This window comes from Luteimonas sp. TWI382 (genome assembly GCF_039674545.1).
Taxonomy (GTDB): domain Bacteria; phylum Pseudomonadota; class Gammaproteobacteria; order Xanthomonadales; family Xanthomonadaceae; genus Luteimonas.
The window spans coordinates 88,215-101,397 of record NZ_JBDJNS010000001.1 but is presented as its reverse complement, the minus strand read 5'-3'; the positions used below and the strand labels follow the sequence as shown (position 1 = coordinate 101,397).

Annotated in this window: 10 protein-coding genes; 8 read left to right on the top strand and 2 right to left on the bottom strand. The window is 69.2% G+C overall.

The window, feature by feature from the left end:
• Positions 1-79: 79 nt before the first annotated feature.
• The 3 genes from ABE505_RS00490 to ABE505_RS00480 are packed head-to-tail and all read left to right on the top strand — an operon-like array spanning position 80 to position 3,316.
• Positions 80-787: a SapC family protein gene (locus ABE505_RS00490; protein ID WP_346444228.1), complete on the top strand. Its 708-nt coding sequence runs from the start codon at positions 80-82 to the stop codon at positions 785-787.
• The gene (locus ABE505_RS00485) at positions 771-1,790 is read left to right on the top strand and encodes a cupin-like domain-containing protein (RefSeq protein ID WP_346444227.1); all 1,020 of its coding nucleotides are present in this window, start codon (positions 771-773) and stop codon (positions 1,788-1,790) included. Before ABE505_RS00490 ends, ABE505_RS00485 begins: the two co-directional genes overlap by 17 nt.
• 8 nt (positions 1,791-1,798) lie before the next feature.
• Positions 1,799-3,316 carry a tryptophan halogenase family protein gene (locus ABE505_RS00480; protein ID WP_346444226.1) on the top strand — a complete coding sequence of 506 codons (1,518 nt, stop codon included), beginning with the start codon at positions 1,799-1,801 and terminating at the stop codon, positions 3,314-3,316.
• A 60-nt stretch (positions 3,317-3,376) separates the two neighbouring features.
• Here ABE505_RS00480 and ABE505_RS00475 read toward each other — a convergent pair whose 3' ends face one another.
• Together ABE505_RS00475 and ABE505_RS00470 are read right to left on the bottom strand one after the other, a co-directional pair.
• Complete coding sequence (locus ABE505_RS00475; RefSeq protein ID WP_346444225.1) at positions 3,377-4,807, bottom strand: sugar porter family MFS transporter; 1,431 nt, start codon at positions 4,805-4,807, stop codon at positions 3,377-3,379.
• Positions 4,808-4,982: 175 nt separating this feature from the next.
• Entirely contained in the window at positions 4,983-5,990 is a 1,008-nt protein-coding gene (locus ABE505_RS00470) for a LacI family DNA-binding transcriptional regulator (RefSeq protein WP_346444224.1), read from the bottom strand.
• Between the two features lie 195 nt (positions 5,991-6,185).
• Here ABE505_RS00470 and ABE505_RS00465 point away from each other — a divergent pair, with 195 nt between their 5' ends.
• The 5 genes from ABE505_RS00465 (at position 6,186) to ABE505_RS00445 (ending at position 13,118) form a co-directional block, all read left to right on the top strand.
• The gene (locus tag ABE505_RS00465; protein WP_346444223.1) at positions 6,186-8,786 is read left to right on the top strand and encodes an exo 1,3/1,4-beta-D-glucan glucohydrolase; all 2,601 of its coding nucleotides are present in this window, start codon (positions 6,186-6,188) and stop codon (positions 8,784-8,786) included.
• Positions 8,787-9,129: 343 nt separating this feature from the next.
• Complete coding sequence (locus tag ABE505_RS00460; protein ID WP_346444222.1) at positions 9,130-9,825, top strand: glutathione binding-like protein; 696 nt, start codon at positions 9,130-9,132, stop codon at positions 9,823-9,825.
• 77 nt (positions 9,826-9,902) lie between these two features.
• The gene (locus ABE505_RS00455) at positions 9,903-10,265 is read left to right on the top strand and encodes a hypothetical protein (RefSeq protein WP_346444221.1); all 363 of its coding nucleotides are present in this window, start codon (positions 9,903-9,905) and stop codon (positions 10,263-10,265) included.
• A gap of 64 nt (positions 10,266-10,329) precedes the next feature.
• On the top strand, positions 10,330-12,606 hold the full coding sequence (locus tag ABE505_RS00450; RefSeq protein WP_346444220.1) for a S9 family peptidase: 2,277 nt from the start codon (positions 10,330-10,332) through the stop codon (positions 12,604-12,606).
• Positions 12,607-12,719: 113 nt separating this feature from the next.
• Positions 12,720-13,118 (top strand): cytochrome c oxidase assembly factor Coa1 family protein, encoded by a 399-nt coding sequence (locus ABE505_RS00445; RefSeq protein ID WP_346444219.1) that lies wholly within the window; start codon positions 12,720-12,722, stop codon positions 13,116-13,118.
• Positions 13,119-13,183: the final 65 nt, after the last annotated feature.

Genomic DNA, 13,183 nt, shown 5'->3' with positions numbered 1-13,183 from the left:
TCGCCCCGGTACGGCGCACGGCTGCAAGCCGCGCGCCGTACCGACCGCCCGCCGTCCCGATATCGCGCAGGTCCCGGAGATGCCCCGACACGTCCCGCTCGACAGCATCGAACACCGCACGCTGGGCGTAGAGACCGCGCGCGGTGCTTCGCTGGGCGATGGCGTGATGCTGGCGCAGACCTTTCCCGGCGAGTTCCGCGACATCCAGGCGCACTACCCGATCGTGTTCCACCAGGATGCGCAGGACCGCATCCAGCCGTTGGCCTTGTTCGGTCTGGAGCGAGGGTACAACGTCTTCCTCGTCGACGGGCGATGGGACGCGGCCTACATCCCACTGGCGATGGAGCGCCAACCGTTCCTGATCGGTCACAGCGAGGCGGGCCCGACGATCCACGTCGATCTCGACAGTCCTCGATTACGCACGGATGGCGGACAGCCGCTGTTTCTCGAGCACGGCGGCTTGAGCCCGTTGCTTGCGCGCGTGCAGACGGTACTGCAAGCGCTTCACGACGGGCTGGCGACGGTGCCCGGGTTCGTCGCTGCATTGGCCGCCCATCAGTTGCTCGAGCCCCTCGCACTGGAGGTCCGGCTCGACAGCGGCCGCACGCTGCGGCTCGACGGCCTGCTGACGATCGCCGAGGACCGCGTCCGCAGCTTGGCGCCCGATACCGCCGGCCAGTTGCACGCCGCCGGTCACCTGGAGGCCATCCACATGGCGATGGCCTCGATGTCGCGACTGCGCGACCTCATCGACCGGACCAACCGTACCGATGGCCTGGTCCGCTGACCCCATCGCCGAGCGGCAGGATCTGCGTCCGGACGCGCTTCCGGACGAGATCCTGCGCAGCCAGACGCCGGTCGTGCTGCGTGGCCTGGTTGCGGACTGGCCGCTGGTGCGCGCCGCACGCGAAAGCGCGCAGGCCGCTGCCGGCTACCTGGCCGATCTTGCGCGCGAAGACGCGCCGCCGGTGGTCGTCACAGTCGGGCCACCGGAGATCGCGGGCCGCTTCTTCTACACCCCATCGCTTGACGGCTTCAACTTCAGGCGCGAGCAGGTGCCGCTGCCGGTGGTGCTGCGCACGCTGCTGAACTATCTCGACGATCCCGCGCCACCCGCGATCTATGTGGCCTCGACGACGATCGACACCTGGCTGCCGGGATTGCGCGGCGACAACGTCGTCGGGCTGGGCGAACGCACACCGCTGGCGAGCATCTGGATCGGCAATCGCACGCGCATTGCCGCACACCAGGACCTGCCCGACAACCTGGCCTGTGTGGCCGCGGGCCGGCGGCGGGTCACCCTGTTTCCGCCCGACCAGCTCGCCAATCTGTATGTCGGTCCGCTCGACCTGACCCCGGCCGGCCAGCCGATCAGCCTGGTCGACTTCGCGGCGCCCGACCTTCAGCGCTTCCCCCGCTTCGCCGAGGCCATGCGCCATGCGCAGGTGGCCGAGCTCGCGGCCGGAGATGCGGTACTGATTCCGTCGATGTGGTGGCACCACATGGAGGGCCTGGAGCCCTTCAACGTGCTGGTGAACTACTGGTGGCGCCAATCGCCGGGTTGGATGGACACACCGATGGATGCGCTGATGCATGCGCTGCTGAGCGTGCGCGACCTGCCGCCGGCGCAACGGGCGATCTGGCGCGAGGTGTTCGAGCATTACGTCTTCGCCCCCGGCGACGCCACCGCCGCGCACATTCCCGATGCCGCACGCGGGGCGCTCGCCCCCCTGGATGCGGAACGCGCGCGCAGACTGCGTGCGCGGCTGCTGCAACGCCTCAACCGCTAAGGAGCGTCATGTCGCCATCGTCGCCGTCCGAGTCCTTATTGCCGCAGACACCCGTGCGGCGGGTCGTGATCGCCGGCGGTGGCACAGCCGGATGGATGGCCGCCGCCGCAATCTGCAAGCTGCTCGGCCGCACATTGGAGGTCACGCTGGTCGAGTCGGAGGATATCGGCACCATCGGCGTGGGCGAGGCGACGATTCCGACGATGCTCACGTTCCACCGGCTGCTCGGGATCGACGAGCAGGCCTTCATGGCGGCCTCGCAGGCGACGATCAAGCTCGGTATCTCCTTCGAGGGCTGGCGCAACACCGACCATCGCTATCTCCACTCGTTCGGCATCACCGGCAAGGACCACTGGAGCGCGGGGTTCCAGCATTTCTGGATGCGCGGCCGCGAGCGCGGCCTGGCCGAGGACTATCCGGCCTACTGCATCGAACTGCAGGCCGCGCTGCGGCACCGATTCGCCCATCTGTCCGACTACCGGATGAACTACGCCTACCATCTTGATGCCGGACGGTATGCCCGCTTCCTGCGCGGCATCAGCGAGACGCACGGCTGCAGGCGTATCGAGGGCCGGATCGGCGAGGTCGTCGCCGACCCGGACTCGGGCCTGATCCGCGCGCTGCAGCTGACCGACGGCCGCACGATCGAAGGCGACCTGTTCGTCGATTGCACCGGCTTTCGCGCGCTGCTGATCGGGCAGACGCTCGGCGTCGGCTTCGAGGACTGGTCGCACTGGCTGCTCAACGACAGCGCGATCGCGACCCAGACCGCGGCGGTCCGCCCGCCAGCCCCATACACGCGTGCGATCGCCGAGCCCTGGGGCTGGCAATGGCGCATCGCGCTGCAGCACCGCATGGGCAACGGCATCGTCTACGCCAGCCGCCATGTCGACGACGACACGGCCCGGGCGCGCCTGCTGTCGAGCATCGAAGGCGAGCGGCTGCGCGAGCCATTGCAACTGCGCTTCCGCCCCGGTCGCCGCCTGCAGAGCTGGCGCGGCAACTGCATCGCGCTCGGCCTGGCGGCCAGCTTCATCGAGCCGCTGGAGTCGACGACGATCCATCTGATCCAGCGCGGCATCGTCCGCTTGCTGCAGGCGTTCCCGCAGGTGCTCGCCGCGCCGGCCATCGCCGAATACAACGCGCGCATGGACGAGGAACTGCAGCACGTGCGCGACTTCGTGATCCTGCACTACCACGCCACCGAGCGGCGAGACTCGGCGTACTGGCGATATGTCGCGGAAATGCCGCTGCCCGACACGCTGCAGCATCGCATCGACCTGTTCCGAGAAACCGGCACCGTGTATCACGTGCCGGGCGAACTGTTCGCCGAGAACTCCTGGATCCAGGTGATGTTGGGCCAGGGCATCGTGCCCCGGCATCGCCACCCCGTCCCCGACCTCATGGGCGATGAAGAGCTGCGCGGCTTCCTTTCGGCGGTCCGCGCCGATGTGCAGCGCACGGTCGATGCGCTGCCCGCGCACCATGACTATCTGCAGCGCTATTGCCCGGCCGCGCCGGCCTGAACGCCCGCCGGCATCCCGCCCCCGGCACGGCGTTCGGGCGACGCGCCCCTCGACCCCGCCTCAGCCCTCCATCTGCTCCAGCGCGCGGCCCTTGGTCTCGCGGACGTACCTGAGCACGAAGCCCACCGAGACGAACGCGGCGACCATGTAGATCGCGTAGGCCGAGGCCAGGCCGATGCCGGCCAGCAGGACCGGGAAGCTCATGGTGATCGCGAAGTTCGAGGTCCATTGCGCGGCGCCGGCGACCGCCAGGCCCGAGCCGCGGATCTGGTTGGGGAACATCTCGCCGAGCATGACCCACATCACCGGGCCCCAGGACATGTTGAAGAACACCACGTAGGCATTGGCCGCGATCAGCGCCACCGTGCCCATGCCGTCCGGCAACTGCAGGTGTCCATCGACCAGCGCGCCGCTGGCAAACACCCAGGTCAGCACCGCCAGCGAGACCGCCATGCCGAGCGAGCCGATCCACAGCAGCGGCTTGCGGCCGATGCGGTCGATCAAGACCAGGGTGACCAAGCAGGCGCCGATGCTCAGCGCACCGGAGAGCACGTTGATCAGCAGCGCATCGCTTTCCGAGAAGCCGACCGCCTGCCACAACACCGCGCCGTAGTAGAACACCACGTTGATGCCGACCAGCTGCTGGAACGTCGCCAGACCGATGCCGACCCAGACGATCGGCCGGATGCGGCCACTCACCCGGTCGACCAGGTCCGACAGCCGCGGGCGATGCTGATCGCCGGCCAGCGAGCGTTCGATCTCGCCCAGCGTCGTCTGCGCCTGCACCGGGCCGTACAGCCGCGACAGCACCGCGAGCGCCTCGCCGTGGCGGCGCTTGACCATCAGGTAGCGCGGGCTCTCGGGAATCAGCATCAACAGCGCCAGGAACAGCAGCGACGGGAACGCCATCATCCAGAACATCCAGCGCCAGGCCGGCGCGCCCAGCCACAGCGCGTCGGTCGATGCGCCGGCGCTGCGGGCGAGCAGATAGTTGCTCAGGAAGGCCGCAAACAGGCCGGAAATGATCGCGATCTGCTGCACTGTCGCAAGCCGGCCCCGGTAGCGTGCCGGCGCCACTTCGGCGATATAGGCCGGCGACATCACGCTGGCCGCGCCGACCGCGAAGCCGCCGAGCACGCGCGCGGCGATGAACATCAACGAGCTGGTGGCCGCACCCGAGCCGATCGCGGACAACAGGAACAGCACCGCGGAAATGATCAACACGCTGCGTCGCCCCCAGCGATCGGCGAGCCGGCCGGCGAAGAACGCGCCGATCGCGCAGCCCAGCAGCATCGAGGCGACCTCGAAGCCCAGCGCGGCCTTGCTCGAACCGAAGGCCTGCTGCAGGCCGTCGACCGTTCCGTTGATGACGCCGCTGTCGAAGCCGAACAGGAAGCCGCCGATCGTGGCGACACAACTGATCAGGACGATGAATCGGGTGTTCTCGGCAGCGCGCGCGGACGCGTCGCCGGCAATGCTTGGGCTGCTCATATCCATGTCCCCGGAGTGGCACGTGCGACGCGGCGGATGCGCCGGCGCCGGTCAGGCTCGAATGCCGAAGATACCGGCTCGACGGCCCATTGTGCGTGCCCCAGCGCACGCTGTGTCCCAGCCATGCCGTCCCGGATGGACGGGAGCGACCGCGGCCGCCCCTTCGGCGCGCCGATCAGCGCGGCGCCGGGCCGGTAGAGCGGCGCAGCTGCAACGTATACGGCACCTCGACCATGCCGGCCTCGTCGCGATCGCGCAGCGCCTTGAGCAGTTCCAGCCCGGCCAATTGGCCCATCTCGCGCGTCGGCTGGCGCACCGTGGTCAGCGCGGGATGGATATGGCGCGAGATCGGGGTGTCGTCGAAGCCGCAGACCGAGACATCGCGCGGCACCTGCAGCCCGAGCTCGTACACCGCGCAGATCACACCGGCCGCCATGTCGTCGTTGGCCGCGAAGATCGCGGTCGGCGGCTCGGGTAGTGCCAGCAGTCGTGTTGCAGCGCGGAATCCCGATTCGTGCGAGAACTCGCCATCCACGACCAGGGCAGGATCGAAGGCCAGACCGGCCTCGCGCAGTCCGGCCCGATAGCCGGCCAAGCGCCAGCCGGTGGCACCGTGTGCGGGGTGCCCCTTGATGTGCGCGATGCGGCGATGCCCCAGCGAAACCAGGTGCGCGATCATCTCGCGCACCGCGCTGCCCTCGTCCACGGTCACGCCGACCCGTCGGTGCGCTTCCATCGGCGAGATGCTCGCGTAGGGCACGTCGAGCTCGTCGAGCCGCGCCAGCAGCGCCGGGTCGTCGGTGATCGGCGGCGTCAGCACCACCCCATCCAGGCGCGACTGCTCGACCATCGCCTCGACGGTGTCGACGATGTCGCGCGCGTCGTAGACCAGCGGCGCGAGCATCAGGTTGTAGTGGTGCGCCTTGCAGGCGTCGAGCAGGCCAAGCTCGACCTCCATCAGGTAGTTGCTCGACGGATTGTCGTAGAGCATCGCGACCAGGTATGAGCGGCGCCCGGCCAGCGTGCGCGCCGAGGGATGCGGCGTGTAGCGCAGCTTGCCGACCGCGGCCTCGACCCGCGCGCGCGTAGCCGCGGCGACGTTGGGCTCGCGGTTGAGCACCCGCGAGACGGTCTTCATGGACACGCCGGCCTCTGCGGCGACGTCCTCGATGCGGACACGCATGTAGTGGAATCCAGAGTCGGTGCGATTTCGCGACAGATTCTGCCAGACCGGCATCGACTTCATGATGGCGGCGCGGGGTCGGTCGCGGTTATGCCGCTCTGCAGCAAACATCGCGGACGGCTTGCGGTATTCTGCGGCGTACATGACAACGCTGTCAGCCAAGCTGACGACCACGTAGCGGAGGGGAACCCGACGATGTCCATCCAGCCCACACCGGCGGCCCGCCGGGGCGCCACTCGACCGGCCGGCCAGCGCCTGCTGGCCCTCGCCGCCGCACTCGCGCTGGCCGGCTGCGGCAACCAAGCGGCACCGGCGGCGGCAGCCAGCGCGACGCCTGGGAACACTGCCGATGCCGGTGCGATCGATCCAGCCAACTGGCCCGAAACGCGCTGGCCGCTCGCCGAGGACGCGGCGCTGGAGCAGAAGATCACCGACCTGATGGCCACGATGACGCTCGAGGAAAAAGTCGGCCAGATCGTCCAGGGCGACATCGCCGACATCACGCCCGACGACCTGCGCAAGTATCGGCTTGGCTCGATCCTGGCCGGCGGCAACTCCGATCCAGGTGGCCGCTACGATGCATCGCCCGCCGAATGGCTGGCGCTGGCGGATGCCTTCTGGGAAGCCTCGATGGACACCTCGGGCGGTGGCAAGGCGATCCCGGTGATCTTCGGCATCGATGCCGTGCACGGCCAGAGCAACATCGTCGGCGCCACCCTGTTCCCGCACAACATCGGCCTGGGCGCAACGCGCAACCCGGAGCTGATGCGCGAGATCGGCCGCGTCACCGCGATCGAGACCCGCGCCACCGGCATGGAATGGGCGTTCGCGCCGACCGTCGCCGTGCCGCAAGACGACCGCTGGGGCCGCACCTACGAGGGCTACTCCGAGTCGCCCGACATCGTCGCCGCGTTCGCACCGGCGGTGGTCGAGGGCATGCAGGGCAAGCCCGGCGCGCCGGACTTCCTCGACGATCACCATGTGATGGTCTCGGTCAAGCACTACCTCGGCGACGGCGGCACCGCCGGCGGCAAGGACCAGGGCGAGACCGCTGTGACCGAAGCGCAGTTGCGCGATATCCACGGCGCAGGCTATCCGCCGGCGATCGCGGCGGGGGCGCAGGCGGTCATGGCCTCGTTCAACAGCGTGCACGGCCAGCGCATGCACGGGCACAAGACCTTGCTGACCGACGTCCTCAAGGACCGCATGAACTTCGGCGGTTTCGTCGTCGGCGACTGGAACGGCCACGGCCAGCTTCCCGGCTGCACGACCACCGATTGCGCGTCGACCTTCAACGCCGGTCTCGACATGGCGATGGCGCCCGACAGCTGGCGGGGACTGTACGAAAGCACGGTCAAGCACGCGCAGTCGGGCGAGCTGCCGATGGCGCGGCTCGACGATGCGGTGCGTCGCATTCTGCGCGTCAAGTTCCGCATGGGCCTGTTCGATGCACCCAAGCCGTCGGCGCGTGCGCTGGGTGGGAAGTTCGAACTGCTCGGTGCGCCGGAACACCGCGAGGTCGCACGCCGCGCGGTGCGCGAATCGTTGGTGCTGCTCAAGAACGACGGCGTGCTGCCGATCGCGCCGAAGCAGCGCGTGCTGGTCGCCGGCGACGGCGCCGACGACATGGGCAAGCAGTCCGGTGGCTGGACACTCAACTGGCAGGGCACCGGCACCAAGCGTGCCGACTACCCCAACGGCGACACCATCTGGGACGGCATCCGCGCACAGGTCACCGCGGCCGGTGGCAGCGCGCAGCTCGCCGTCGATGGTACGTATCGGCAGAAGCCGGACGTGGCGATCGTGGTGTTCGGCGAAGATCCGTATGCCGAGTTCCTCGGCGACCTGCCGAACCTGCTCTACAAGCCCGGCAACGACGCCGACCTCGAACTGATCAAGCGCCTGCGCGCCGAAGGCATCCCGGTCGTCTCGGTGTTCCTGAGCGGCCGCCCGCTGTGGATGAACCGGGAGATCAACGCCTCCAACGCTTTCGTCGCGGCGTGGTTGCCGGGTTCGGAGGGCGCGGGCATCGCCGACGTGCTGCTGCGCGGCGCCGACGGCAATGTGCAGCACGACTTCAAGGGCAAGCTGAGCTTCTCGTGGCCGCGACGCGGCGACCAGTACGCGAACAACGTCGGCATGGAGGGCTACGACCCGTTGTTCGCCTTCGGCCATGGCCTGAGCTACGCCGAGGACGGCAACCTGGCCGCACTGCCGGAAGATGCCGGCGTCAGCGCTGAGGACGGCAAGGACGCGGGCTACTTCGCCCGCGGCGTCCCCGGTCCCGGCCTGCGCCTGGTGGTGACCGGAACCGACGGTCGCGGCGCGGACGTGCTGCACCCGCGCGTCGCCACGCCCGACGGCACGCTGACACTGGCCGCGGTCGACTACCAAACCCAGGAAGGCGCACGCCTGCTGACCTGGACCGGCAACGCGACCGCCGAACTGCTGTCGCATTCGCCGTTCGACCTCAGCCGCGAGACCAACGGCGATTCGCTGCTGCTCGCCACCGTGCGTGTGGATGCTGTGCCCGCCGCCGGTGACGTCACGCTGTTCGCCGGCTGCGGCGAGGGCTGCGAGGCCCGGCTGCCGGTCGGCCCATGGCTGGGCTCGCTGCCGCGCGGTGAATGGACGACGATCGGCGTGCCGCTCAAGTGCCTCACGGCCGCCGGCCTCGACGCCACCCGCGTCAGCACGCCGTTCGCGCTGCGCGCACCCGCTGGCCTGACGCTGGGCGTGGCCGATATCCGCGTCGGCACCGACGCCGCACACCGCCTGGACTGCAAGACCCAGTAAGCGCGCGCAGTCGCTTGCCCCCTTCCCCCGCCTGCCGGCATTGCGCCCGTCAGGGGTGGAAGGCTGGGCCGTGGATTGCCCCTTCCTCCGCTCGCGGGGGAAGGTTGGGATGGGGGCCAACGGCCGTCCGCCAAGAAAATCGGTCTGCGGACCAGAGCCCGCCCGAATCAGCGCCGGCTTGCCCCAGCGTTGGCCCCACCCAAGTCTCCCGCCGCCGGACAGGGTTGCGTGCTCGCCCCCGCGCTCCCAGGCCACATCACCGCAACGCAGCGTGCGCCGCGTCACCACGCCGCGTGACGGCAGCACCCCTAGACTCGACGCACCTGTCTTTTGGAGCGTCGCCATGATCGACCTGCATTACTGGCCCACCCCCAACGGCCACAAGGTCACGCTGTTTCTCGAGGAAGCCGGACTCGATTACACGATCCACCCGGTCAACATCGGCAAGGGCGACCAGTTCAAGCCCGAGTTCCTCGCGTTTTCGCCGAACAACAAGATGCCCGCGATCGTCGATCACGCGCCGGCCGACGGCGGCGCGCCGCAGACGGTGTTCGAATCGGGCGCGATCCTGCTGTATCTGGCCGAGAAGACCGGCCGCTTCCTTCCCGCCGAACCGCGCACGCGCATCGAAGCGATCGAATGGCTGTTCTGGCAGATGGCAGGCTTGGGCCCGATGACCGGCCAGTACGGCCACTTCAACGTCTACGCGCCCGAGAAGATTCCCTACGCGATCGAGCGCTACACCAATGAAGCCAACCGGCTGCTGCAGGTGCTCGACACCCGGCTGGCAGGTCGCGAGTTCATCGCCGGCGATGCCTATTCGATCGCCGACATGGCCGCCTACCCGTGGATCGGCGTCTACGACAAGGCCCCGATCGATATGACGCCCTATCCCGAGATCCGCCGCTGGCACGCCGCAATCCAGGCCCGCCCGGCGACGCAGCGCGCCTACGCGAAAGCGCGGGCGGTCAATCCGGACGCCGGCAAGCCGTTGAGCGAGGAAGAGAAGAAGCAGCTGTTCGGGCAGGGCCGCCGCTGAGGCGACGCATCCGGGGTGCGCACGCCCGACACCCTGCGTAGGATCGAAACTCCACTCCGGCCCCAAGGACGCGCCCGATGCGAGCGATCCCTCTATGCGCCGCGGCCTGCCTGCTCGCCGCGTGCGCATCGACACCAACCGCGGCTCCCGTCTCCGCTCCCCTCGCCGATGCCGCCCGCTGCGACGCGCTCGCCGGCGACGGCTGGCGGCGAATCCCCGCGCCCAAGGTCGCCGCCGAATTGCTTGCGCTGGCCTACGTCGCCACGCCCCCGACGCAGGCGCGCTGGTACGTCGCCAACGACGGCCGGCATGCGGCCTGCCTGCCACCCGATGCCGGCACCTCCTGCGGCCATGTCCTGCACACCTTCCAGCCGCAGATCCATCGAATGTGGAGCTGGTCGGGCAGTGCCGCACGGAGCGAGGCCTGTCCAGCGGGCTGATGCCACGCACAAGGCAGCGCACGAGCAGCCGTTACACTCCCCTCCCCGCTTCACTGGATTCGCCATGCGCTCCGTCCTTGCCGCTGCCGCTCTGATGCTCGCCACGACCGCCACCGACACGCTCGCCACGACACCGCCTGCGGACGGTCGTCTCACGCTCGAGGCGATCACCGGCGATGCGCCGTTGTCAGGGCCAACGTTGCTCAAGCCGCAGGTCGCGCCGGATGGGTCGCGGGTGACGTTCCTGCGCGGCAAGGATGAGAACCGCAACCAGCTCGACCTGTGGGAGTACGACATCGCCAGCGGGCAGACCCGCATGCTGGTCGATTCGAAGGTCGTGCTGCCGGGCGAGGAGACGCTCAGCGACGAGGAGAAGGCCCGACGCGAGCGTCAGCGCATCGCCGGACAATCAGGCATCGTCGATTATCAGTGGGCGCCCGATGCGCGCACACTGCTGTTTCCGCTCGGCGGCGAGCTGTATCTCTACGATCTGGCGAAGACCGGGCGCGATGCGGTCCGCAAGCTCACGAATGGCGGCGGGTTCGCGACCGACCCGAAGGTCTCGCCGCGCGGCGGCTTCGTGAGTTTCGTCCGGTCGCGCGATCTGTGGGTCGTGGATCTGGCCAGCGGCGCCGAGCGCCGGCTCACGACCGACGGCAGCGCGACGATCGGTAATGGTGTGGCCGAATTTGTGGCCGATGAGGAAATGGACCGGCACACGGGCTACTGGTGGGCGCCCGACGACAGCGCGATCGCGTATGCGCGCATCGACGAGTCGCCGGTGCCGGTGCAGAAGCGCTACGAGGTCTATCCCGATCGCACCGATGTCGTCGAGCAGCGCTATCCGGCGGCCGGCGACGACAATGTGCGCGTCTCGCTGCACGTGGTCGCGCCGCAGGGCGGAACCGCGACCGCCCTCGACCTCGGCTCCGATCCGGACATCTATCTCGCTCGTGTGCAGTGGCGCGATGCGCAGCGACTGACGTTCCAGCGTCAGTCGCGCGACCAGCAGACGCTGGAACTGATCGAGGCCACGCTCGCCACCGGCCGCCAGCGCACACTGCTCGTCGAGCGCAGCCGCACCTGGGTTCCGCTGCACGACGACCTGCGGTTCCTCACCGACGGTCGCTTCGTGTGGTCGTCGGAGCGCGACGGCTTCCAGCATCTGTACGTGATGAGCGAGGACGGCCGCCGGGCGACGCAGCTCACGCGCGGCGACTGGCCGGTCGATGCGCTGCTGGCCGTCGACGAGGCCGCTGGCCTGGTGTACTTCCGCGCGGGCATGGCACTGGAGGACGGCAAGGCCGTCGCCCAGCCGATCGAGTCGCGGCTCTACAGCGTCGGGCTCGACGGCCGGCAGGCCTATACCGCGCTGTCGACGGCGCCTGGCATGCACACCGCCAGCTTCGCGCGCAACGCGTCGGTCTACGTCGACAGCTGGTCGAACACCACGACCCCGCCGCAGATCGCGCTGCACCGGGCCGACGGCACGCAGGTCGCCACGCTGGTCGACAACGACCTCGCCGCGGCCGACCACCCCTATGCGCCCTATCGGGCCGCGCACCTGCCTACCGAGTTCGGCACGCTGACCGCCGCCGACGGGCGCACGCCGTTGCATTACTCGCTGATCCGGCCCGCCGACTTCGATGCGTCCAAGCGTTATCCGGTCGTGGTGTACGTCTATGGCGGGCCGGCGTCGCAGACCGTGCTCGACACCTGGCCCGGGCGCGCCGACGCGAGCTTCCACCAGTACCTGGCGCAGCGTGGCTACGTGGTGTTCTCGCTCGACAATCGCGGCACACCGCGGCGCGGCCGCGAGTTCGGCGGTGCACTGTATCGGCGCCAGGGCACGGTCGAGGTCGAGGACCAGGTCCGCGGCGTGGACTGGTTGAAGGCGCAGCCGTGGGTCGACGGCGACCGCATCGCGGTCAACGGCTGGTCGAACGGCGGTTACATGACGCTGATGCTGCTGGGCAAGGCGCCGGAGGCGTATGCCTGCGGCGTCGCCGGCGCACCGGTCGCCGACTGGGCGCTCTACGACACGCACTACACCGAGCGTTACATGGGGCTGCCCAAGGCCAACGTGGACGGGTATCGCGAGGCCAGCGTGTTCACCCACGCAGGCAACATCCGGCCCAACGCCTTGCTGCTGATCCACGGCATGGCCGACGACAACGTGCTGTTCACCAACGCCACGCAGCTGATGAGCCAGCTGCAATCGGCCGGCACCCCGTTCGAGCTGATGACCTACCCCGGCGCCAAGCACGGCCTGCGCGGTCGCGACGCATTGCATCGCTATCGCACCACCGAGGCCTTCCTGCAACGCTGCCTCGCACGCTGACCTTAGCCGGAGTCTCGCGAATGGTCGCCGTCCCGCCGCCTTTGCCCACCGGTCCTGCTGCCAGCCCGCCCTCAGCCGGCTGGTGGCGACGGCACTGGAAGTGGGCGTTGCCCGTGGCCATCGTCACCGCGATCGCGCTGGCCGCCCTCGCAATCACGGCGCTGCTGTTCGGGGTGCGCAGCGCCCTGGTCGACTCGGACGTCTACCAGGATGCGCTGGCGCGGGCGCGTGCGGACCGGGAGATCATCGCGCTGATCGGCGAACCGATGACCGAGAGCTTCATGCCGGCAGGCAATATCAACACCTCGACCCTCGGCGGCGGTAGCGGCGAGGCCAGCCTCATGGTGACGCTGACCGGGCCCAAGGGTGAGGGCACGCTGTATGTCGAGGCCAAGCGCAAACGCGGCCAATGGCGCTACGGCTCGCTGTTCTTCATCAAGGCGACGGACGATGGCCGGGTGACCCTGGTCGACCCGGCAACCGGCTTGGGCGAGCCCGCGATCGCGCCCTGACTTCCGGGCATTGCCCTGGTGGGGTACGGGGTCTACGGTGGCCCGATCGCCGCCGCCGGATTTGT